This window comes from Propionimicrobium sp. BV2F7, from assembly GCF_000510445.1.
Taxonomy (GTDB): Bacteria; Actinomycetota; Actinomycetes; order Propionibacteriales; family Propionibacteriaceae; genus Propionimicrobium; species Propionimicrobium lymphophilum.
Map to the genome: position 1 here is coordinate 500,345 of NZ_AZIS01000003.1, position 20,855 is coordinate 521,199.

The 20,855-nt window shown below is 53.1% G+C and carries 23 protein-coding genes; 15 read left to right on the forward strand and 8 right to left on the reverse strand.

Annotated elements, in window-relative coordinates; all coding sequences use genetic code 11:
- Positions 1–23: 23 nt before the first annotated feature.
- Positions 24–1,121, reverse strand: coding sequence for a septation protein SepH (gene sepH, locus HMPREF1255_RS03240; protein ID WP_016455850.1), 1,098 nt, complete (start codon positions 1,119–1,121; stop codon positions 24–26).
- A gap of 257 nt (positions 1,122–1,378) precedes the next feature.
- On the opposite strand from sepH, the gene HMPREF1255_RS03245 reads away from it, so the two are divergent.
- A complete protein-coding gene (locus HMPREF1255_RS03245) occupies positions 1,379–1,672 on the forward strand; it encodes a DUF4193 domain-containing protein (RefSeq protein WP_016455849.1) in 294 nt (97 codons plus the stop codon).
- On the opposite strand, the gene HMPREF1255_RS03250 is transcribed toward HMPREF1255_RS03245, so the two are convergent.
- The gene (locus tag HMPREF1255_RS03250; RefSeq protein ID WP_016455848.1) at positions 1,669–1,941 is read right to left on the reverse strand and encodes a DUF4235 domain-containing protein; all 273 of its coding nucleotides are present in this window, start codon (positions 1,939–1,941) and stop codon (positions 1,669–1,671) included. The genes HMPREF1255_RS03245 and HMPREF1255_RS03250 overlap by 4 nt on opposite strands.
- Positions 1,942–2,000: 59 nt before the next feature.
- Here HMPREF1255_RS03250 and dut point away from each other — a divergent pair, with 59 nt between their 5' ends.
- From dut to msrB, 9 genes are all read left to right on the forward strand, one after another.
- Entirely contained in the window at positions 2,001–2,471 is a 471-nt protein-coding gene (gene dut, locus HMPREF1255_RS03255; RefSeq protein ID WP_024110768.1) for a dUTP diphosphatase, read from the forward strand.
- Between the two features lie 28 nt (positions 2,472–2,499).
- On the forward strand, positions 2,500–3,186 hold the full coding sequence (locus HMPREF1255_RS03260) for a DUF3710 domain-containing protein (RefSeq protein ID WP_016455846.1): 687 nt from the start codon (positions 2,500–2,502) through the stop codon (positions 3,184–3,186).
- On the forward strand, positions 3,183–4,334 hold the full coding sequence (locus HMPREF1255_RS03265) for a class I SAM-dependent RNA methyltransferase (RefSeq protein WP_024110703.1): 1,152 nt from the start codon (positions 3,183–3,185) through the stop codon (positions 4,332–4,334). The genes HMPREF1255_RS03260 and HMPREF1255_RS03265 overlap by 4 nt, the downstream gene beginning before the upstream one ends.
- Before the next feature lie 462 nt (positions 4,335–4,796).
- Entirely contained in the window at positions 4,797–5,261 is a 465-nt protein-coding gene (locus HMPREF1255_RS09925) for a class I SAM-dependent methyltransferase (protein WP_197016967.1), read from the forward strand.
- Positions 5,215–5,337 (forward strand): class I SAM-dependent methyltransferase, encoded by a 123-nt coding sequence (locus HMPREF1255_RS10165; RefSeq protein WP_369793278.1) that lies wholly within the window; start codon positions 5,215–5,217, stop codon positions 5,335–5,337. The genes HMPREF1255_RS09925 and HMPREF1255_RS10165 overlap by 47 nt, the downstream gene beginning before the upstream one ends.
- 128 nt (positions 5,338–5,465) lie before the next feature.
- Positions 5,466–5,687 carry a hypothetical protein gene (locus tag HMPREF1255_RS09935; RefSeq protein WP_197016969.1) on the forward strand — a complete coding sequence of 74 codons (222 nt, stop codon included), beginning with the start codon at positions 5,466–5,468 and terminating at the stop codon, positions 5,685–5,687.
- Between the two features lie 6 nt (positions 5,688–5,693).
- Positions 5,694–6,632: an alpha/beta hydrolase gene (locus tag HMPREF1255_RS03275; RefSeq protein ID WP_024110583.1), complete on the forward strand. Its 939-nt coding sequence runs from the start codon at positions 5,694–5,696 to the stop codon at positions 6,630–6,632.
- A gap of 138 nt (positions 6,633–6,770) precedes the next feature.
- Positions 6,771–7,250 carry a hypothetical protein gene (locus HMPREF1255_RS03280; RefSeq protein ID WP_024110878.1) on the forward strand — a complete coding sequence of 160 codons (480 nt, stop codon included), beginning with the start codon at positions 6,771–6,773 and terminating at the stop codon, positions 7,248–7,250.
- A gap of 385 nt (positions 7,251–7,635) precedes the next feature.
- Positions 7,636–8,571: a peptide-methionine (R)-S-oxide reductase MsrB gene (msrB, locus tag HMPREF1255_RS03285; RefSeq protein WP_024110771.1), complete on the forward strand. Its 936-nt coding sequence runs from the start codon at positions 7,636–7,638 to the stop codon at positions 8,569–8,571.
- A gap of 4 nt (positions 8,572–8,575) precedes the next feature.
- On the opposite strand, the gene HMPREF1255_RS03290 is transcribed toward msrB, so the two are convergent.
- The 3 genes from HMPREF1255_RS03290 to HMPREF1255_RS03300 are packed head-to-tail and all read right to left on the reverse strand — an operon-like array spanning position 8,576 to position 10,648.
- Positions 8,576–8,902, reverse strand: a complete 327-nt coding sequence (locus HMPREF1255_RS03290; protein ID WP_197016970.1) for a DUF5960 family protein — start codon at positions 8,900–8,902, stop codon at positions 8,576–8,578.
- Positions 8,886–9,242 carry a hypothetical protein gene (locus tag HMPREF1255_RS03295; protein ID WP_024110634.1) on the reverse strand — a complete coding sequence of 119 codons (357 nt, stop codon included), beginning with the start codon at positions 9,240–9,242 and terminating at the stop codon, positions 8,886–8,888. The genes HMPREF1255_RS03290 and HMPREF1255_RS03295 overlap by 17 nt, the downstream gene beginning before the upstream one ends.
- Complete coding sequence (locus tag HMPREF1255_RS03300; RefSeq protein ID WP_024110812.1) at positions 9,239–10,648, reverse strand: Y-family DNA polymerase; 1,410 nt, start codon at positions 10,646–10,648, stop codon at positions 9,239–9,241. Before HMPREF1255_RS03300 ends, HMPREF1255_RS03295 begins: the two co-directional genes overlap by 4 nt.
- Before the next feature lie 222 nt (positions 10,649–10,870).
- On the opposite strand from HMPREF1255_RS03300, the gene HMPREF1255_RS03305 reads away from it, so the two are divergent.
- Positions 10,871–11,089, forward strand: a complete 219-nt coding sequence (locus tag HMPREF1255_RS03305) for a DUF6767 domain-containing protein (protein ID WP_024110826.1) — start codon at positions 10,871–10,873, stop codon at positions 11,087–11,089.
- Here HMPREF1255_RS03305 and HMPREF1255_RS03310 read toward each other — a convergent pair.
- Positions 11,086–12,210: an alkaline phosphatase family protein gene (locus HMPREF1255_RS03310; protein ID WP_024110879.1), complete on the reverse strand. Its 1,125-nt coding sequence runs from the start codon at positions 12,208–12,210 to the stop codon at positions 11,086–11,088. The two genes, HMPREF1255_RS03305 and HMPREF1255_RS03310, sit on opposite strands and share 4 nt — an antisense overlap.
- Positions 12,207–12,782 carry a DUF5998 family protein gene (locus tag HMPREF1255_RS03315; protein ID WP_016455838.1) on the reverse strand — a complete coding sequence of 192 codons (576 nt, stop codon included), beginning with the start codon at positions 12,780–12,782 and terminating at the stop codon, positions 12,207–12,209. The genes HMPREF1255_RS03310 and HMPREF1255_RS03315 overlap by 4 nt, the downstream gene beginning before the upstream one ends.
- A gap of 68 nt (positions 12,783–12,850) precedes the next feature.
- On the opposite strand from HMPREF1255_RS03315, the gene HMPREF1255_RS03320 reads away from it, so the two are divergent.
- From HMPREF1255_RS03320 to HMPREF1255_RS03335, 4 genes are all read left to right on the forward strand, one after another.
- Entirely contained in the window at positions 12,851–13,900 is a 1,050-nt protein-coding gene (locus tag HMPREF1255_RS03320) for an App1 family protein (RefSeq protein WP_024110951.1), read from the forward strand.
- Between the two features lie 45 nt (positions 13,901–13,945).
- Positions 13,946–16,348 (forward strand): DNA topoisomerase (ATP-hydrolyzing) subunit A, encoded by a 2,403-nt coding sequence (locus HMPREF1255_RS03325; RefSeq protein ID WP_231477448.1) that lies wholly within the window; start codon positions 13,946–13,948, stop codon positions 16,346–16,348.
- 27 nt (positions 16,349–16,375) lie between these two features.
- Positions 16,376–17,296 (forward strand): DUF368 domain-containing protein, encoded by a 921-nt coding sequence (locus HMPREF1255_RS03330; RefSeq protein ID WP_024110684.1) that lies wholly within the window; start codon positions 16,376–16,378, stop codon positions 17,294–17,296.
- 140 nt (positions 17,297–17,436) lie between these two features.
- Entirely contained in the window at positions 17,437–18,750 is a 1,314-nt protein-coding gene (locus HMPREF1255_RS03335; protein ID WP_051394974.1) for an MFS transporter, read from the forward strand.
- On the opposite strand, the gene HMPREF1255_RS03340 is transcribed toward HMPREF1255_RS03335, so the two are convergent.
- Complete coding sequence (locus tag HMPREF1255_RS03340; protein ID WP_024110853.1) at positions 18,747–20,810, reverse strand: type IIA DNA topoisomerase subunit B; 2,064 nt, start codon at positions 20,808–20,810, stop codon at positions 18,747–18,749. The genes HMPREF1255_RS03335 and HMPREF1255_RS03340 overlap by 4 nt on opposite strands.
- Between the last annotated feature and the right edge of the window lie 45 nt (positions 20,811–20,855).

The following is a 20,855-nucleotide window of genomic DNA, read 5'->3' on the forward strand; positions in this document are numbered from 1 at the left end:
GCTCAAAAAGGGTGCCCTAAGCTCTAGTCTTCTTTTTTAGGCGCCCCGAAGATGATTTCGTCCCAGCTTGGCACAGTGGCACGCTTTCGATTCTTCCGCTTCTTTGGCGCCTCGCCTTCAACCAACGGATCCTGCTTGGCGGTCTGCGGCTTACGGAGTTTACGATTACTGGGTTTAGCAGCCTTTTCAATGGGCCTCTCAGGCTCGCCAACCACTCGGACTTCTTCACTGGATTCAGTCTCGAGTTTCGTCTCCGCCCCTTCAGGAGCCTCTTCAAGCTCATCCGTGACCGATTCCTCTTCAAGGATAGGTTCGGTGTCCTCGTCATTGGCAGGAGGACGAGTCAAACCGGTGTAAATCCGAACGGAATCTTCGTTGAAGCCTGACAACATGTCATAAAGAACGTCCAGGTCTTTATCGTTGTTGGGGACGATGTCATAGACGCCATTTACCTGCTCGAACTGGGCCGGAACATAGTCTTCAGGATCTTCATAATCGACTTCGACGTCAGGCAAAACCGCAGGCGGCCTGACGCCACCATTTTCTTGAGTGGCTCGAATGAGGGCCATCTCGTCGTGCAGATCGAGGGTCGGCTCGGATTCCAGCTCTTCTTCCTCAAGCGCCAGGGGCTTCAATTCGTAGTCACCAATTAAAACCCTGGCATTGTCATTGGCTGCGACGCTGTAGCGACCGTGTAAGTCGAAGTTGAACAAAGCGACTGCATTGTCACCTTTCTGCGGTGGAGCGTCGTAAGCCAACTCGTCGAGCTCACCGTCTAGAGGCTGCGGGCTGAACTGGAGCGCCGGCCAAGACACCTGAACAAACCAGGCCTTATCTTCACCACGCCAAGCGTCCCAATGCACATCATCGAGATTCACATCGTTTGCCTCGAGAGTAGCGTTAACTGTTTCTGCTAGCTTTCTGGATGAATTTAGCTCGCCCCTTTTGCGCACCTGGCACTCACCTGCGAGCGACACGGCGTGCTCGCGCTCGGCTAAAACTGGCCCAGCAAAGGCGTCAATATACGACTCGCTGACGCCTGCGGCCTTGGCCACCTCAGCCACCGTTTCGCCCCCACGTAGACGAGCCTGAATATCGCGTGGGCTAAGTGCGCTTTCCATGTAATTAACTCCGAAAAATAAAGCTTCTACAGCATCACTAGATCTATACCCTGCCAACTTAGCGCGACTGGCCGAAGTTATTCGACCCATTTCACGCAAAGCACCCGGAAATAAAAGACGTAACCGAAGTGGTTTAACACTAAGCGATTAACAATCAGTCCCCTGAGCATGGTATTAAGTCCACTAAGTGATAGCTTAGCCGCTGACAACACGAACTAACCGTTAAGGTTCAATTCAACTAGCTCTAAGGAGAAGAAATGGCGACTGACTACGACGCTCCACGCAAGTCCGACGAGGAAATGCGCACCGACTCTATTGAAGAGTTGAAGGGACGACGCGACAATAATTCCGGAAACGTAGACGAAGACGAAGTTGAAGCTGCTGAATCGTTCGAGCTTCCCGGAGCCGATCTATCTAACGAAGAACTAACCGTCAGGGTGCTGCCCCGACAGGCCGGTGAATTCACCTGCGCTGGCTGCTTCCTAGTGAAGAGCAGTAGCCAACTGGCCGAGGTACGCGGAGACCAGTCTTACTGCGTCGACTGCGTTTAGTTTTGGGCTCTTCGCGCCGCCCTCGCCTGGCCAACTAGTTCGTAGCGATTCTTAACGAAACGCTGCACAGCAAGCTGCGAGACTGCGGCGCCGACAGCCGTCGAAGCGACCCACATGAGCGCCTCGCCAGAAGTCGCTTCCAGATCGTAGGGATCCGGCGGCTCGTTGCCAGTTACCTTCTTCCAAACAGCAGTAATCAACTTCTGCGTCGCAAAGGTCGCTACCGCTCCAAGGGCGGTGGCGACAACTTTTGTCTCAATATTGGCCATCGAGGTTCCTATCCATACGTTGTGGTCCCATCCATCATAACCAAGGTAACGTTGGGAGAGTGAATAATCCTTTGAGGGTTCAGCTCAAACTGCTCGACCCAAAATTGCCAGTTCCGACCTACGCGCACCCCGGTGACGCAGGCGCTGATCTGTACGCACGAGTTGACGTCCAGATCGCCCCTCACGAGCGTAAAATGGTGCCTACCGGTATCGCTATCGCACTGCCCGATGGGTATGTCGGGCTGGTCCATCCCCGCTCTGGATTAGCAGCTCGGGAGGGCCTCAGCATCGTTAATTCTCCCGGAACCATAGATTCGGGGTATCGCGGAGAAATCAAAGTTTGCCTAATCAACACCGACCCCGAAAAAACGATTAGCCTTCGACGCGGTGACAAGATCGCACAACTTGTCATTCAACGTTTTTGGCAGGCTGATTTCGAAATAACAGATAACTTAGGCGACACCGAACGCGGCGAGGGCGGCTATGGCTCTACCGGAGGTGTCACAAAATGGGGCGAGAAGCTAGGCTAATCGCGTAAGAACGTTAGGAGCAGCATTGATGTTTGGCCGTAAGAAGCGTAAAGGCGCGGAGCAGGACGAAGTCGAAGAGACCACGAAGGCTCCGGCACGCGCTGCCGAAGATCCTTGGGAAAAGCTCGATGCCAGCAAGGACTGGCGGGAAGACGGCCCCTTCGATATTTCCGAAGTGGATCTGGATGCGGACGACGTCGAGCGCCTCGATTTTGGCGCGCTGATCTTCACTCCCTTTGAGGGCATGGGAATGCAGCTACAGATAAATCAGCAGACGAACTCAGTTCAGGCGGTACTCGTTAACAGTGGCCAGTCTGCGATTGAGGTCGCACTTTTTGCCGCTCCCTCCCAATCGAGCCTGATGCGCCAGGTCAGGGACGACATGATCCGTTCCACCGAACAGTCCGGCGGCGAAGTAACACTTGCCGAGGGGCCGTTCGGAACTGAGATCCGTCGCGTGCTTCCGCTTCAAGACAAGGACGGCAAACGCGCCTACCACATTTCGCGCACTTGGTTTGCCGAAGGACCGGGGTGGCTGCTGCGTGGCGTTCTGATGGGACAAGCTGGAATGGCCAAAAATCTCGAAGGCCCCGCGGAGCTTCTCTACGAGTTCTTCTCGAACATCGTTGTGAATCGCGACGAATCGCCACACGTGCCGGGACACGTCATCGAGATGGAGATTCCCGAACAGATCGGCATCACCAAGCAACAGTGACATACCAGGTTAGGCTCGGGGCGATCGCCCACGGCGGATCATGCGTTGCGCGAATAGACGGCCGAGTCGTATTTGTCAGGCACGGGCTACCAGGCGAACTCGTCGAGGTATCCATCACCGATTCCACCAAGGATCGTTTCTGGTGGGGCGACGTGGCCAAGGTGATCGAGGCTTCGCCTGACCGCGTCGATCCGCCTTGCCCGGTGGCGTTCGCATGTGGTGGATGTGATTTTCAGCACGCAGATCTGGCCGTACAGCGGGAGCTAAAAGCGCAAGTTATCGCGGAGCAGCTTCATCGACTTGCAGGCATTAATTGGCCCGTTGAAGTTGAATATGTTCCTGGCGATGATCCTGCTGGCTCTGGGCTGGGATGGCGCACCAGGATGCGCTACCTGGTCGAAAACGGCAGGGTCGGGCTGCGTGAGTGGCGAAGCAATAACTTAGTTGAGCTACCAGAGGGTGGATGCCGAATAGCTCACCCGAAAGCAAAAGCAGGCTTAGAAAAGTTCGCTAAAGGCGCAAAGGAATTGCAGGTATGCGTCGCCGATAGCTCTGTTAGCGTTCTGGACGAGAAGAACTCGGCTTTGAGTGGACCAAAAGTTGTCTCTCAAACGGTATTGGGACGCGACTACAAGGTCAGGGCCGATGGCTTTTGGCAGGTACATCCCCTCGCCGCAGAGGTCTTGAGCCAGACCGTAATGAAGTTCCTTTCTCCTCGTAAAGGCGAACATGCCCTAGATCTCTACTGCGGGGTCGGATTATTCGCCGGGGCGCTTACAGATGCAGGATGCATTGTGAGCGGAATCGAGATCGCTAAACCCGCGATCCGGATGGCCAGGCAAAACGTGCCGGAGGCCAAGTTCCACGCCGGCGACATGGCACGAAGCCTGAACGCACTACCTCGACGCACAGACCTGATCGTATTAGACCCGCCCAGATCTGGCGCTGGAGCCAAAGTCGTCAAAAGACTCGCCATGCTCGGTGCCCGAGCGATCTGTTACGTAGCCTGCGATCCTGCCGCTTTGGCTAGAGACCTAAAGACTTTCTTCCAAAATGGTTATGAATTGCGCCAGCTGAGGGCGTTCGACCTGTTCCCGATGACCCACCATGTGGAAGTCCTAGCATTGATGTCGGGAACGCAAATGTAGCGAGATCAATTGCAGTTCTCATGCAATTTTAGCTTGTGAAGCCAAGCAAGGCGGCAAGGGCTTAACGTAAAGCTGCCTAATGCTGGAGACGATCCATTTAAAACGTCATAGTTTTCTTATTATTATTTTTATTTGGCTGTAATAACCTTTATAGCTCAACAATTACAAGATGTGCGTACAGATATAAAAGCCCTAATTCTGAGATATACGAATGTACTTGCAGTAAAGCGTTAACTGAAATATCTGGTTTTGATTTCTCGAAAGACAATAAAAGATTTCGCAAGTTTTGAGATATTGTATTGAAAATTAGCAACACCATAAATATAATGTTAGCAGAAGCTAACTTCAAGAAATAGAGGCAGTGTGGCTGTTTCTTGAAATAAATTATGGATAATTCTTAAAAGTTTGGTGACATTATAGTAAATGTGTACATTAAGCGAATGTGCTTCATGAGGATTGAACATGAAAGTGGATTATAAAAACTGGGTACCTAAAGGCATACTTATTGCAATGGCTGCAATAAGCCTACTGTTGTTGTTATTTTCTGTCGAATTTTATATTTTGCTTGACGGTATATTGGGCATTACGCTTACCACGATTACCTTCGTAGCATTTCTCATATTTGGCGCAACTTCGATAAAGTTATTTCGTACGCATCAGGCATTTTCCTATGATGGCAAGAGAAAACTTTCTAAGCGGATTATCGAAGGAAACGCCGCGTATGTAATCCTTCCTGAAAGAGGAGTGGGGCTTGACGTTGGCTGCGGAAGTGGAGCACTGACCATAGCTTATGCCAAACGCAATCCGCAGGGCAAAATGACAGGACTGGATCGCTGGGGAAAAGAATACGCCTCTTTTAGCAATTTACTCTGTGTTCAGAATGCAAAAGCCGAAAGGATCAATAATATTGCTTTTTCACAAGGGTGATGCGAACAAGCTGCCCTTTGCTGATGAATCGTTTGATGCATTCGTGAGCAATTATATATATCACAATATTCCCTGAAAAAACAAACATAAACTGTTGCTTGAAACTCTTCGCGTATTAATAACAGGCGGAACCTTTGCTATTCATGATTTGATGAGCAAAAAAGCTACGGTGATATGGATGTGTTTTGCCAAAAACTTATAGAAATGGGTTACGAAAAGGTTGAACTTCTCGATGCGGCAGAAGGAAGCTTTATGAGTCCGAAAGAAGCAAGAGCCTATATGCTTACAGGGTCAAGGCTGCTTTTTGGGAAAAAAATAATAGCTTGCCTTGAGGGAATGGCGGCAGAGCTAAGAGCTTGGCTACTTGCGCATGATTATAACGAGGTTTGTGAATTGGAAAAGTATTTACCTAAGGAAATGGAGTAAAAGAAAATGAGTTTAACTTATAAAGTTGCATCAGGCATAGTAAGACTTTTAGAAGTCAAAAAAATGTTTTTAAAGTCTAAGGAAGAAATGCTTGAGTATGCGGAGGGAGAAAAAGCAAAAAAAGTATTTAACATAGATAAGGCACTGAAGAGGGCAAAGAGAAAGAATTATTATCTCTACGACAGAGATATTATGGGATACAGGTTACTTTCCTATCAAAAAAGTAAGAACCCTGCAAACGGAGCGGTTCTTTATTTCTTTGGCGGAGGAATGATTACACCGCCGGACAAATTAGATTTTTCTTTGTCGGAAAGAATAGTGGAACAAACCGGCAAAGATGTTTGGTTTTTATTCTATCCCCTTTGCTCGGAAGATGTAAAGATAAATAAGACATATAAAGTTTCCTTTGAAACCTATAGGCTGATGACCCAAACTTATAAGGCGGAAAACATAAGCGTCCTGGGCTTTTCGTCAGGAGCTTGCTTGGCTCTTGGAATATTTTTGCACAACAATGCATTGGGCAGACCCGTTAAAATGCCTGGAAAGATTATTTCAGTTTCACCCGGCAGCATACCTGATGTAACTCTAAATGAAAATAAAGAGATTTGGGAAAAAGTAAACGCCCTTAACCATAAAGACATAATTATTGAACCTACATATTTTAAAACTGCAAGAGAAATTTCAAAAGGCGATGAAGATTTACCGGAATATATGTTAGACGGAACGGTAGGAGATTTTACCGACTTTCCGAAAACATATTTTTATTACGGCGAAAATGAATGCCTCTACGCCTTTGCTGAAGAATTTAAAAAAGCAATGGACAAATACAAAGCCCCATATGAAATAATTGTAGGCAAAGGAATGTGCCACTGCTACCCCTTGCTAAGATTTTTTAAAGAAGGCAGAGAGGCGCAGGATGAAATTATTGAATTATTGAAATCTTAATCTAAAGACGAAGAAGAGAAAATTGGAGATGCGAGAACTCAGAGTTATTATTTATAAGAAGGATAACTCAAGACAACTCGCCTGTTATGGATAATAGGTCATCGGTGGAACGTAGGGAAAGAAGAGCCTTGAAAATCTATGCTTGTAATTGAAACCGTCATTTTATGCTCTGCCTTTTTTGGACTCTGTTTTTTTGGCACCGGCACGGACGAAAAAAACTTAAGACATTACCTATCCTATCCTGATGAAGTTCAAAAGCAAATCAAAGAGATTCGAGAGTATCAGGGAAAATATAAGGAAACAGGCAGATTCGCCGCGTGGATTGCGAATTTTTTACTATTTGCTATCTTGTTTTTATTGTTGGGCATCTTCATTCGTCAGGCAAACTTTATGCATAACTTTATTAATTTGCTGATTTTAGGCGAGATGTTAAATGCTTTTGACCTTATCGTTATTGATCTAATATGGTGGAGAAATACAAAGAGGATCAGGTTATTAAAAATACCGCAAAAGGAACTCTACCAAAATCCTAAAAAGCACATTGAAGCTTTTTTAAGAGCGCTGGTTCTGTATTTTTTTGTTGCGGTGCTTGACGGATATCTATTGGCTCTGTTTTGACCAACAACTCCAAAGGCAATTCATGCTTTGACTGTTGGATTATTAGAAAGATAACCACGAACGAAAAAGCCCGTGAAAGTATCCGCATTACACCTAAACAAAAAGAGTATTTAAAGTCGCTTAAACCATAACAGATTTAGTTTGCGCCGATCTGTAACTTGCACCATTATACGACATTCCCTTTGCCAGCTTCCCTCATACAACGAGCGTGCAGACCCATTTCTTTATGTATGGTTATCATCAGGGTAGTCTTGATACACGTGGAGACGGTTGCACTGTTGGTCAACGCAAATCAGCCCCTGCCCTAATCTGCGGAATAGCTGCCGCCCTATAGACGTTTGAAAATGTAGCTTTCGAGACGAAACTAAGCGAGGACGAAATGGGCATGGAACGGGTTAAGCAGATTCTTTTGGCAGCCGGATGCTTTTGGGGTGCCCAGGGTTATTTCAAGAAGATCGACGGCATTCTCGACACACTCGTCGGTTACGCCAACGGCAAAACCAAAGACACCAGCTATCAGCAGCTTGCCCTGACCGATCACGCCGAGACTCTGCAGATCGACTACGACGATAACCGCATCTCGCTCGCGGAGATTTTGCGTCACTTCTTCCGCATCATCGACCCGCTCTCAGTCGACCGCCAGGGCAACGATGTCGGACGCCAGTATCGCACCGGAATCTTCTTCAACGACCCTGAGGATCTGCCGATAATCGAGAAGTCCATCGCCGCGCTCGAGAAAGAGCTCGGGCAGAAGACCGCTATCGTCGTCGAACCTCTCGAAAACTTTGTGATTGCCGAGGACTACCACCAGGACTACCTGGATAAAAACCCGATGGGCTACTGCCATATCAACCTGGCCCTGGCCGATCTCCCGCTGGAGGGCTCTTACCCGAAGCCAGGCCTGGAAGAGTCGAAGAAGCAGCTCTCCGAGCTTGCCTTCGAAGTCACCCAGAATGCCGGAACCGAAGCCCCCTTTACCAGCGAGTACGCACAGTCTGGCGAACGCGGAATATACATCGACGCCGTCAGCAAAGTGCCGCTGTTTTCCTCCCGAGATCAGTACGACGCTGGCTGCGGCTGGCCGAGCTTCACCAAACCGATTTCACCCAAGGAAGTGACCTACCACTCCGACAAGTCGCTGATCGTTGAACGCACCGAAGTAAAAAGCTCGCAGGCCCAATCTCACCTCGGCCACGTTTTCGCCGACGGCCCCTACGAGGAGGGCGGCTTGCGATATTGCATCAACGGCGCAGCCCTCGAGTTCATCCCCGAAAGCCAGATGGAAGAGCGCGGCTACGGATTATACCTGCCCGACCTTTAGCTGATCATTTCGCAACCTGAAGGCCCTCGCCAGCCGGCTTCTGCCCCTTCGCGCGGCGCAGGTATTTGAAGTTCGTCACCTGCGGGTTGTCGTTCTGCGCGCTGCGCTCGAACAGGAAGTAGTAGTCGCGGCCGTCGCTGGTGTAGTCGCGGCTCAGCTTGAAGAAGTTAAGACCGCCGGCCACCATCATCTTCAGGATGTCGTCTGTCAGAAATGCCAGCGGCACGGTGACCTTCGCGACCTCGTAGAAATCGTCCTCGAAAGCCTCGTAGTTCTTCGAGAAATAGTCGAACTGGGCGCTGTTCTTCTCGAACTCACTGCGCATTCTCATCACCGACCAGCTTCAGGCTGAAGATATCGGCCAACCCGAACGCGTACACCCTGCCCTCGCTGCGAAAATGCATGATCTGCTGGCTGAGATCGCAGATTTCGCCGCAGAACGGCTCTTTTCTGGCCGTTGTGAAGCAGAGCACGGTCAGCTTGTTCAGGTAAACCTGGCCGAGCTCGAAAAGCTTCTCTTCATCGGGCATCTTGAGAGAAAAATCCACCTGGTCGCCGATTCTGGACATCGCGCTGGTGTGTTCTGAGAGGAAGAAGCCCATCCACTTCGCCATTCCCCTGTCCACGTAGCTGCGGGCAGACTCGAAGGGCAGATACGAGCGATCAATCATACGATGCCGTCCAGACCGCCGCAGTGGCCGCCGATCAGGGTGCTTCGCTCCTTGACACGCGAGCCCTCCAGCAACGAGCTGGCGTTTTGCACCGAGATGTACGAGAACTTGTCCCTGATCTTGTCAATCGTCCTGTCCAGCTGTTCCTCTTTGTCGAGCCGCTCGACGTCGTCGAAAAGCGTATAAACCCCGCAGGCCTCATCGACCAGACCCTCATAGTTGACGCCGATCCGTCGCACGCTGCCGTAGACGTACTTGCTGCGAAACAGCTCGAGGACGTGTTTAGCTAGCACCTGCGTCGACTGACTGGCCGGCACGGTCATCCTGGCGTTGATCGAGGGCAGCTCCTCCCGGTGCGAAAAGCCGATGTGAATGCCGACCATAGTGGCCTTCTTGTGCGCCCTGCGCAGCCTGACGGCCACCTGCTCTGCCATCTCGCGCAGCACCAGCTCGATCTCGCTTTTGGCGTGGTAGTCGCGTGGAAGTACCTGCGAGTTACCCAGCCCCTTTGACTTGGGCTGATAGGGCCGGCTCAGCTTGCTCTCGTCGACCCCATTGGCGTGGAACCAGAGCTGCACCCCGATAACCCCGAACTCCTTTTTGAGCCTGTTCGGGTTGGAGTTGGCCAACTCCCTGACAGAAAAGATGCCGAGCCGGTTTAGCCGCTTGGCGGTGCGGTTGCCGATGCCCCAGAAATCAGTCAGGTTCTTTATACCCCAGACCTTGGTTTCGACGTCCTGATACGACCAGTTGATCTTCATCGTCGGGGTCTTTTTGGCTTCGTTGTCGAGGGCTAACTTGGCCAGCAGCGGATTGGAGTTGCTCATGCCGATGGTCGAGAAAATGCCGGTTTCTCTTTGGATATCTGCCTGTATCTGGCCAGACACCAGGTTCAGTTTTTCGGCCCTCGACATGTGGTCCGCAACAAAAAAGTCCAGAGAACCGCTTAGATCGACAAATCCCTCGTCGATCGAATAGGGATACACCTTGTTCTCAGGCGCATACCTGCGGAAGATGTTCTGGATCTTCAGATTTTCTTCTATGTAGAGCGCCATCCGAGGCGGAACTATCAAGGTGCGCTGCGCCCACTCCTCGACGAAGCGAACATATTGTTTAGTCAACCGAACATTTTGGCTGGCAGCGTTCGCGTAGTTAAATCTGCGGGTTCTAACGTCGAACGGCAGATCCCTGGCCCTGCCCACGTTGTCTTTACCAAAAACCTGTTTGAACACCGGAGAACTGGCAAGGATAAGACCATTTGCGTTATCCGCCCTGCTCATTACGCAAAGAGAGGTTTTTAGCGGGTGCAAATTTCTTTTGACGCATTCGACGCTTGCATAAAAGCTTTTCATATCCACGAAAGCGATATCGGAGTTCGGCTCCCTCGAATAATCTATGTACCCCACTAAAATCACCTCCCTTCGTTAGCATTCTGCGGCGCCTGGCAAGCGAAGCAGCACGAACCGAACAAGCCCAATCACGACTTCAAGCCAAGGCAGGTAATCGAATATTTGTACGATAAACCTAAATCAATATTAGATCAAATGTTCGATACTTGAGTGGTGGATTTGCACTCCAGAAGGGGCAGCAGGTTAGCTCCGCGCAGGTTGAGGGAGCATACTGGCTACATGCCAGCTAAATTCGCTCCGAAACCGCGCTGCCCATTGCGCCCGGACGATTACTGCAGTCTGTGCGTTCCGGGAGCAAACGGCCCGCAAGATTGCGGGCTCGTCTATCTGGTTATGAGCGATCCTGAAGCGCGCGAGATATACGCTAAAAAACGCCGCGAGCGGCAGGCCAGGCTGCGTGCAGAGAAGGCAGCACGAAAGCAAGATAAGGCAGGCTAGCCCTCGTCGATCAGCAGCGGAACCATCATCTCAGCAGAAGTTAGCGAGCCATGCTGTCCCACTAGGTTGAACTCTCTAGGCTGGGCAAGAGTCATAAGTGAATAATCGTATTTAGCGGCCACCAAAACATCGCCGATGCGGTCGCTAACGTTAGGCGCCACCTCGCCAAACCAGCCGTCCTCAATGGCTTCCTGTTTGGTGTAAACCTCTGCCCTATCGCCCAGCGCCTTGGCCCAGCGAGCAACTACATCGGATGGATAATCCGTGTAGAGCTGACGCATCCTGCCCTCGCCAGCCACCATATCCACTTCGCTTGTCAGGCCGGGTATGTCTTCAATGACTATTTGATGACGCTCGGGGACGTCGACCATCCCGTGATCGCCAGTCACCATCAGGCAGACGTCTGACGGAAGGGCGTTCCGCAACGATTCGAGGTATTCATCGATCTGGTCTAGAACCTGACGCCACTCCACCGAAACGCATCCGTAGCCGTGCCCGGTGTGGTCAAGCTCCCGCTCATACAAGTAAACGAAGCTTCGCTGACCCTCCACAGCCGCAGAAACAGCCATCTCGATACGTTCGTCGCGGGGTTCGTCATCAAAGTATCCCCAAAATTTTGCCCCGCGCTGGGCGCAACCGGTCAAGCCACTGTCGACGAAATGGTCGATAGAGACATTGCTCACCGCCACCCCGGAAGAGGCCATCTTCTCGAACCACGTTTTACGTGTTTGAACCTTCTTTGGCTCAAGATCCGTGTTCCAGATGAGCGGATTGACGTTCTCACCAGCCAACCGGAAAGTGTAACCCGCAATGCCGTGTTGGCCCGGGGTTACGCCCGTGCCTAGCGTAGTCAGCGATGTGGCGGTGGTGCTCGGCAAAGCGCAAGTTAACTTTCGAGCCGAAGGCAGCAGGCTACCCAGGTAAGGAACCCTGTCTCTACTGTTATGCAGCAGCTCGTAGCCGAGCCCGTCGACAAGCACGAGGACGTACCTTTTTACGTGCGGGAGCCCAAGCACATCCACCGCATCTGCCCAATCAGGGGCAATGTGGCTGGCTATGGCCGGCAGCACATCAGCTAAAGTCGACCTCCCATAGTTTGGTCGGACGAAAGCGTAACTCATCGCACTCTCCTCTGCAGTTGCGTAGCGAAGTGTACTAGACGCTCGACTTCTTCCTGGCCATCAGCTGCCGGGCTCATCCGAATGACCATGTCCTCGGAGGAGCTAACGCCCGTATAGCCATGATCAGCTTCGCAGGCCGGATCCGAACAGCCCGCCGGTTCAAGATCGATTCTACGAGTCGTTCGCCACCCGAGGGTCAACCAGGTCTCGACCAAATGCGGAGCGAACATCTCAGGATGCTGGCTAGCATCCGGGCGCATCCGCTGATTAACAACCCGCGTTAGAGTTACCGCCCCTAAATCTCGCAGCGGAACCGAGTCTACGGAGCTCGTGGCGCTGATCCCCCGCGCTTCGTCGGCTACCTCATCCGTGTGGCAGCAGAGCAGACGCGAAGGCGTTAACACCAGAACAGTCATGTGCCGCCCCAGGGAATCGTGGGCAAAAGTCGGCTCGTAATGAACCAAGAACTCGGCTATCGCCTCGTCACCCAGCGATGAATAGACCGATTCCAGGATCAGCGAGGGGAAGAAGCCACGGCCAACGATTGCCTCTCGCAAATCGCTTTTATGCACAGAATTATCGCTGCTGAACGGTTCCACAATGCCTATCTTGCCATGCTGAGCGGGTAGTGTGAGGAATCATGAAACATCGTCGAAGTCTGCAGCTTCGCGTTCAGGACGCATTCACAAAGTTCATGAATCGCCACTTACGCAAACACGATTGGAAACCCCAGATCGTTCCGTTCACCGGATACGGCACGGCCGACCATGTTCGCGTACTTGCGCGCGTAGTTTTAAGGCCCTCGAAACCCAAGTCTCACTTGGGGATGTATGCGGAGCAGTTTCTCAACCAGCGCGGTTGGCGAAACTTTTTCAGGATTCCCGTGCCAAACTTTCCCGTCACCATCGAGGCCGGAGAGCACACCATTCACGCGCGAACCGACCACGCGGGATACATAGATCTTCATGTCAAGCGTCCTGGGTTAGAGCCAGGCTGGCACAATATCGCACTCGAAAGTGCAGAATGCAAGACGACGATGGCGCCGGTGCAGGTAGTGTCGGCCGACGAAACATTCGGGATCATCAGCGATATCGATGACACGATTATCTCTACGTGGCTACCCCGTCTTTTCTTAGCTGCCTGGAACTCCTTCGTGATGACCGAGGGGAACCGTCAGGCGGTGGCAGGAATGGCCAGAATGTATCAGAAACTGCTAGACGATCATCCGGGCGCGCCGCTCGTCTACGTCTCGACTGGATCTTGGGATACGCTGCCTTTCTTGAATAGGTTCATGAAGCGTCATGGATTCCCCAAGGGGCCGATGCTTCTTACTAATTTTGGGCCTAGTCAGACGGCATGGTTCCGCAACGGACGCGACCATAAACGCTACTCTTTGTTCGAGTTGGCACGGGATTTCCCGAACATCTCGTGGCTGTGCGTAGGCGACGATGGTCAACACGACCCGATGCTCTACCGACAATTCTCGGAGCTGATGCCAGACCGCGTCAGAACCATCGCCATCCGAGAGCTATCGCAAACGGAGCAGATTCTTGCACACGGCTCGACCACGATGCTTGCCGACAACAAGGACGCGCTTTGGAAGCCAACCATGGTTCCGGAGCTGAGCGGAGAAGACGGCGACGAACTGCTGTTGCAGTTGCAAGAGCAGAAGGACAAGGAGAAAAACTAGGTGGCAAAGAATTCCACGTCTGTTCAGGACGAAGACGAACGGATCATGGATGTAAACGTCTCCAACGAGATGGAGACGAGCTTCCTTGAATACGCCTACTCAGTCATCTACTCCAGGGCCCTGCCCGACGCCCGCGACGGCCTAAAGCCGGTGCAGCGACGAATTCTGTACATCATGCGCGAGATGGGTTTGCGCCCAGATAAACCGCACATCAAATGTGCTCGCGTGGTTGGCCAGGTCATGGGTCTGTTACACCCGCACGGCGATACCGCCATCTACGACGCGCTAGTTCGTTTGGGCCAGAACTGGGCTATGCGCCTTCCATTCATAGATGGCCACGGCAACTTTGGCTCGCTAGATGCTGGCCCTGCGGCTTACAGGTACACCGAGTGCCGTCTCGCTCAGCCGGCGCTTGCCATGACCGAAGGCCTGGAAGAAGACGCGGTCGATTTCCGACCGAACTACGACGGTAAGGAAACAGAACCGGCTGTTCTTCCCGCCGCGATCCCTAACCTGTTGGTCAACGGAGCCACGGGCATCGCCGTTGGCATGGCCACTAACATGGCTCCGCACAACCTCATCGAGGTGGTCGGCGGCCTTAGATACCTGCTGAAGAATCCAGACGCTGAACTCGACGAGTTAATGCGGTTCATCCCTGGCCCCGACTTCCCCTCCGGAGGAAAAATCGTCGGCCTCAAGGGGGTCCGCGATGCTTACGAGACGGGGCGCGGTTCTCTGAAGCAGCGCGCCACGACCCGAATCGAGCAAGTGACGGCTCGCCGTAAAGGCATCATCGTCACTGAGCTGCCTTATATGGTCGGCCCCGAGAAGATCATCGAGCAGATCAAGCAGTTGGTTCAGAAGAAGCGCATCAAGGGCATCTCTGATGTTAAGGACCTGACCGACCTTGAACACGGCACCCGCCTAGAGATCACCGTAAAGAACGGCATCAACCCCGATGCTCTTCTAGAGCAGTTGTTCAAGATGACGAAGCTCGAAGATAATTTCGCCATCAACAATGTGGCACTGGTAGAGGGCCAGCCGCGCACGCTGAACCTTAAGCAAATGCTCCAGGTTTATCTAGATCATCGCTTGGACGTCACGTTGCGCCGAGCGAAGTTCCAGTTGAATAAGGCTACCGAGCGGCTGCACCTGGTAGAGGGCATGTTGTTGGCGATCGTGGACATTGACGATGTCATCGCCATCATCCGTTCTTCGGAAGATGTCGCCGAGGCCCGCACAAGGCTAATTGAGGCTTTCGAGTTGAGCGAGGCCCAGGCCAACTACATTTTGGATCTGCAGTTGCGCCGTCTCACTAAACTGTCGAAGCTGGAGCTCGAAGCAGAGCAAGACGAGCTGCTAAAGCGAATTGCCGAGTTGAACGAGCTGATAAACGACGAGGGCAAGCTAGCCGAAAAGGTTAGCGACGATCTGAGCGAAGTAGCCAAGAAATACGGCACGCCTCGCCGCACGGTTCTGCTGGAGGATTCCGGCTCTCAGGTTAGCGCCTCTACCCCGCTGGAAGTCCCTGATGACCCCTGCTTGGTGATGCTCGGCTCGACTGGGCTTCTTGCCAGGATGGAATACGAAGAAGACAAGCTGCCGTCGCTTGAAGGACAAAGGGCAAGACATGATGCGATTATTTCTTGTGTGAGAACAACCGCAAGAGGTGAGTTTGGTCTGCTAACGAATACCGGACGCCTGTTGCGCGCCCAGGCTATCGAGTTGCCAACTGTTCCTGTCACTGCTCAGGCACCAAACTTGCAGGGTGGTTCCAGGGTGCAAGAACTATACCCGCTCGAATCGAACGAAGAGGTAATCGGCCTTTGCCGCATCACCGAAGAAGGCCTAGGCCTAGCGGTTGGCACGGCCAACGGCGTCGTCAAACGGGTAACGCCGAGCGTCCTCACCAAGGATGACTGGCCGATCATCACGCTAGAGGATGGCGATAGCTTGGTCGGTGCTCTCGAACTTAGCGACGAGAAACAAGATTTGGTTTTCATCACCTCTGACGCTCAGCTTCTCCGATTCGAGGCGGCAAAGGTCCGTCCCCAAGGTCGAGCAGGTAAAGGTGTGGCAGGCATCAAACTTGCCGCCAAAGCGAAGGCCATCTGGTTTGGTGCTGTTTCTGCCGACGACTCGGTTGTCGCCACCGTGTCCGGATCTTCCGATTCTCTTCCGGGAACGGAATCGGGCAGCGTGAAGGTCAGCGAGTTCGACGAGTTCCCGAAAAAGGGTCGTGCAACGGGTGGCGTCCGCTGTCACCGATTCCTCAAGGGTGAAAATGTTTTGCTCCTAGCTTGGGCTGGAAGCAAACCTGTCATAGCATCAGCAAGTTCGGGCTCCCCGATCGACCTGCCTCCTGCCACAGGAAAGCGCGACGGCTCTGGAACTCCGAATCCCCAGCCGATCGCAGCTATCGCTAGCAAGAAACTAGATTTCGCCTAGCCCGCGACCAAAGACGAAAGAGCAAAAATGAGTGAAGATAAATACGCCTACCTGGATCAGCCCGAGAGCGTAAAAAACTGGTTGGTTCGCCTGTTAAAGGGCATCCTCGTGGGAATCGGTTTCATCCTCCCGGGACTTTCGGGCGGCGTTCTTGCGGTCATTTTCAAGGTCTATGACCCGATGATCCGTTTCCTCGCTAAGCCTTTCCACCGATTCGGACGCCAGGTTCGCTACTTCGTGCCAATCGGAATCGGCGCATGCATCGGAATTCTGCTGTTTTCGATCGTGGTCGCAGCGGCGTTTGGCAGGTTCGCTCCGCAGTTCATCTGCCTGTTCATCGGATTCGTGATTGGCACTTTCCCCTCGCTATTCCGAACCGCCGGTAAGCAGGGTCGCAAGCCGCTTCACTGGGTGATCATGTGCATCTCGGCTTTGTTCATCTTCGCTCTGATGATTTGGGGAGGAAACATCGCTTTGAACGTGACCCCGAACATCCCGGTCTGGTTTGGTTCGGGCGCCCTGATCGGTCTGGGCGTAATCGTTCCGGGCATGAGCCCCTCAAACTTCCTGATTTACTTCGGCCTGTACGACAAGATGGCTGAAGGCATCAAGGGCTTTGATATGGGCGTAATCATCCCGCTTTTCATCGGCCTTCTCGCCTGCGTCCTGCTGCTGGCCAAAGCTGCCGCTTGGGCTTTCGACAACTACTACGCGGGCATGTATCACGCGATTCTTGGCACTGTTATTGGTTCTTCTGTAGCTATCTTCCCGACCGTCGTATTTCCGGCTTTCACCGAATCGGGCCTAACCGAAATGGGCCTTTCGATGCCTGTCGCAGTGATATTCGCGTTGCTCATGTTGGCGGCTGGCGTCGTCGCCTCTCTAGCATTCAGCAAGCTAGAGGACAAGGTCTCCGATGAACGAGAGGCCATCGACGCTAGCGCGTAAAGTTTGTCATCCTTTAACCGCCTAGTTACACAATTGCCGCTGTTAGCCGGTACGGTGCTTTCGTGACCTCATTCAATAGCGAAACCCGTACCGCGCTAAGCAGCGGTGCTTCTTCAAAACGAAAAATAGTTAGCTGGGCGATGTGGGACTGGGGAACTCAGCCCTTCAACACAGTCATCACAACATTCGTATTTAGCGTATACATCACCAGCAAAGCCTTCGGCGACTCCAACACCACCAGCCAGGCTCTCTCAATTTCCACCGCTATTGGCGGCATCTTCATCGCATTAGCCGCCCCAGTGCTGGGGCAGACGGTCGATCGCTATGGCAAGACCGTTTCTGTTTTACGCTGGCTCACCTGGGCTCTGGCCGCGATCTCCTCCGCACTGTTCTTCGTGAAGCCCGAACCAGCCTACCTATGGTTGGGTCTCGGCCTGCTGGCCTTAGGCTCGGTCATCAGCGAGATCGCCTCGGTCAACTACAACGCTCTACTCGATGAGGTCGCGGGTAGGCGCAACGTGGGTCGTGTTTCTGGCTTCGGCTGGGGCATGGGCTACCTGGGCGGCATCATCGTTTTGCTACTGCTCTACTTCTGCTTCATTTCGCCAGAAGTAGGGCTGTTTGGTGTCACTAGCGAAAACGGCATGGATATCCGAGTTGCAATGGTGGTCTGCGGCCTGTGGACGCTTGTCTTCACCGTTCCGACTTTCGTCACCCTGCACGATAAGCCCGGCAAACGGCCAGTTAAGATCGCCGGTACCGACGAGCTAAAACGTCGCAGGCCGGCGTTCATCTGGAGCTGGCTCGCCCCCATCTACGCCTCTTACCGAGAGCTAGGCCGAACGATTTCTAGGCTCTGGAAGATTAGCCGCCACACGGTCTACTTCTTGCTCGCTTCTGCCCTATTCCGTGATGGTCTGGCCGGTGTTTTCGCTTTCGGCGCAGTGATCGCTGCGGGCACATTCGGCATGGACCCCGGCGAAGTGATTATCTTCGGAGCCGCCGCAAACGTGATTGCAGGCGTCGCAACCATCGCATTTGGCCTGCTAGACGACAAGCTTGGCCCAAAGACGGTAATCATGCTCTCCCTGGGCAGCCTAGTGGCCTGCGGTTTTGCGATCTTCTTCTTCCACGACGCAGGCAAGAACCTATTCTGGGTGGTCGGCCTAATCATGTGCGCCTTCGTCGGGCCCGCTCAGTCGGCTTCTCGCAGCTTCCTTGCGAGGCTAATTCCTGAAGGCAAGAGCGGCGAGGTCTTCGGCCTCTACGCCACCACGGGACGAGTTGTCTCGTTTCTCTCTCCGACTCTATTCGGCATCTCGATTGGCATCGGCGCAGCGATAACGGGAGCCGAGAATACGCAGTACTGGGGCATCCTCGGCATCGTTATCGTGATTGCCGTCGGAATGTGCGTCATGGCTGCCGTCAAGCAGCCGGAAAAGCACACGATTTAAGCATCGATTTGCTCGTTGCTGAGCGAGTATGCGCCGTCCACGATGAAGTCTTTGCGTGGCGCTACCTCACTACCCATCAGCTTTTCAAAAGTCTCTGCTGCCTGAATACCATCGTCAATAGTCAGACGACGCAGCAACCGGTGCCGCGGATTCATGGTGGTGTCTTTGAGCTGATCGGCGTCCATCTCACCAAGGCCCTTGTAGCGTTGCGGCTCCTTAAACTTGAGCCCCTTCTTAGTTAGCTCTGCAAGCTTGCGCTGATATTCGGGATCCGAATACGTGTAGATGTATTTGTCCATGCCCTTTTTGGGGTTGGTCAACTCGAATCGGTGCAGCGGCGGGACAGCCGAATACACCTTTCCTGCCGCCATCATCGGGCGCATGTACTTGAAGAACAGCGTCGCTAAAAGGCAGCGAATGTGCGCGCCGTCGGAGTCAGCATCCGCCATAAAAATGACTTTGCCGTAGCGTGCGGCGTCGAGATCGAAGCTCTTCCCCGAGCCAGCGCCAACAACCTGAATGATCGAGGAGCACTCCGCGTTCTTTAGCATGTCTGCAAGAGATGCTTTCTGAACGTTTAGGATCTTGCCACGAATCGGTAGTAGCGCCTGGAATTCGGAATTCCTGGCGAGGTTAGCGGTACCCAGAGCCGAGTCGCCCTCCACGATGAACAGCTCACAGCGGTCGACATCGTTGCTTCGGCAGTCTTTGAGCTTGGGCGGCAGAGAGGAATTCTCCAGCGCTGTCTTACGGCGCTGCACCTCGCGCGAATGCCTTGCCGCTACCCTGGCTCGAGAAGCATTTACGACCTTCTCCATGACCGTTCTGGCCTGCGGACGCTCGCTGGGTTTGTTAGAGGTCAAGAACTTACCGAGCTCGGCCTCTACAACGCTTGCTACCAACCTAGAAACCGGCGGCGTGCCCAACACTTCCTTAGTCTGGCCCTCGAACTGCGGCTCAGGAAGTTTGACCGTCACGACCGCCGTCATGCCCTCCAAAACGTCTTCTTTAATGACGTTGTCGCTGGATTTGAGCAGCCTGGTGCCTTCCAAGGAGTTGTTGAAGGCCCGCAGCAAGCCACGTTCGAAACCGTTTACGTGCGTTCCGCCCTTCGGAGTGGCGACGATGTTCACGAAAGAACGAGTCAGCGTGTCGTACTGGTTACTCCAGCGCACTGCGATGTCGATGTCCAGGTCTCGAACGACGTCCTGTGGCGTCATGGACCCGTTTTTGTCGAGCACCGGAACTGTCTCTTCGAACTGGGTACTGCCCTGCAGACGAAGAATGTCGGTTACGGGCTCGCCTTCGCTCAGATAATCGACGAATTCAGTGATGCCACCCTCGTGGCGGAAGAATTCTTCGACTGGCTCTTCCGGACGCGAATCCGTCACCCTCAGGGCTAGGCCTGGCACCAAGAAACTGGTCTGACGTGCCCTATTAACTAGTTTCTCGATGGAAAGCTCAGCGTCTTTCAAGAAGATCTGTCGATCGGGCCAGTAGCGTACGCGCGTACCGGTCTTTTTCTTGGCAACCTTGCCGACCTTGCGCAGCCCATGACTTGGTTTGAATTTTGCATCGGGGCCTTCGCCGTCGAACTCGCCGGGCACACCGCGTTGGAAGCTGATCTGCCAGGTTGCGCCGTCACGATCCACCTGAACGTCGAGTCTTGAACTCAGAGCGTTTACCACTGATGCACCAACGCCGTGCAGACCGCCCGCAGCGCCATAGTTTCCGGTGCCGAACTTACCGCCTGCGTGTAGCTTGGTGTAAACGACTTCGACACCAGTCAGGCCGGTGCTCGGCTCGACATCGACGGGGATGCCGCGACCGTTATCGGAAACGTAAATAGACCCATCTGCTCTGAGCTCAACTGCGATTTCTTCGCCGAAGCCGGCCAAGGCCTCGTCGACCGCGTTGTCGATGATCTCCCAAAGGCAGTGCATTAGGCCCCGCGTATCGGTAGACCCGATATACATTGCGGGGCGTTTACGGACGGCCTCCAGCTCTTCCAGAACAACTAGGTTCTTGGCTCCGTACGAGTTGTTTTTAGCGTTTGGCACACCGCGACTTTACCCGCTCTGTGTCGCGGACTCGAATATTTAGGC

Coding starts and splice junctions, on each gene's coding strand:
- sepH (WP_016455850.1), bottom strand. CDS start 1,121: ATGGAAAGCGCACTTAGCCCACGCGATATTCAGGCTCGTCTACGTGGG.
- HMPREF1255_RS03245 (WP_016455849.1), top strand. CDS start 1,379: ATGGCGACTGACTACGACGCTCCACGCAAGTCCGACGAGGAAATGCGC.
- HMPREF1255_RS03250 (WP_016455848.1), bottom strand. CDS start 1,941: ATGGCCAATATTGAGACAAAAGTTGTCGCCACCGCCCTTGGAGCGGTA.
- HMPREF1255_RS03260 (WP_016455846.1), top strand. CDS start 2,500: ATGTTTGGCCGTAAGAAGCGTAAAGGCGCGGAGCAGGACGAAGTCGAA.
- HMPREF1255_RS09925 (WP_197016967.1), top strand. CDS start 4,797: ATGAAAGTGGATTATAAAAACTGGGTACCTAAAGGCATACTTATTGCA.
- HMPREF1255_RS10165 (WP_369793278.1), top strand. CDS start 5,215: ATGCAAAAGCCGAAAGGATCAATAATATTGCTTTTTCACAAGGGTGAT.
- HMPREF1255_RS09935 (WP_197016969.1), top strand. CDS start 5,466: ATGGGTTACGAAAAGGTTGAACTTCTCGATGCGGCAGAAGGAAGCTTT.
- HMPREF1255_RS03275 (WP_024110583.1), top strand. CDS start 5,694: ATGAGTTTAACTTATAAAGTTGCATCAGGCATAGTAAGACTTTTAGAA.
- HMPREF1255_RS03280 (WP_024110878.1), top strand. CDS start 6,771: ATGCTTGTAATTGAAACCGTCATTTTATGCTCTGCCTTTTTTGGACTC.
- msrB (WP_024110771.1), top strand. CDS start 7,636: ATGGAACGGGTTAAGCAGATTCTTTTGGCAGCCGGATGCTTTTGGGGT.
- HMPREF1255_RS03290 (WP_197016970.1), bottom strand. CDS start 8,902: ATGAGAATGCGCAGTGAGTTCGAGAAGAACAGCGCCCAGTTCGACTAT.
- HMPREF1255_RS03295 (WP_024110634.1), bottom strand. CDS start 9,242: ATGATTGATCGCTCGTATCTGCCCTTCGAGTCTGCCCGCAGCTACGTG.
- HMPREF1255_RS03305 (WP_024110826.1), top strand. CDS start 10,871: ATGCCAGCTAAATTCGCTCCGAAACCGCGCTGCCCATTGCGCCCGGAC.
- HMPREF1255_RS03310 (WP_024110879.1), bottom strand. CDS start 12,210: ATGAGTTACGCTTTCGTCCGACCAAACTATGGGAGGTCGACTTTAGCT.
- HMPREF1255_RS03320 (WP_024110951.1), top strand. CDS start 12,851: ATGAAACATCGTCGAAGTCTGCAGCTTCGCGTTCAGGACGCATTCACA.
- HMPREF1255_RS03325 (WP_231477448.1), top strand. CDS start 13,946: ATGGATGTAAACGTCTCCAACGAGATGGAGACGAGCTTCCTTGAATAC.
- HMPREF1255_RS03330 (WP_024110684.1), top strand. CDS start 16,376: ATGAGTGAAGATAAATACGCCTACCTGGATCAGCCCGAGAGCGTAAAA.
- HMPREF1255_RS03335 (WP_051394974.1), top strand. CDS start 17,437: ATGTGGGACTGGGGAACTCAGCCCTTCAACACAGTCATCACAACATTC.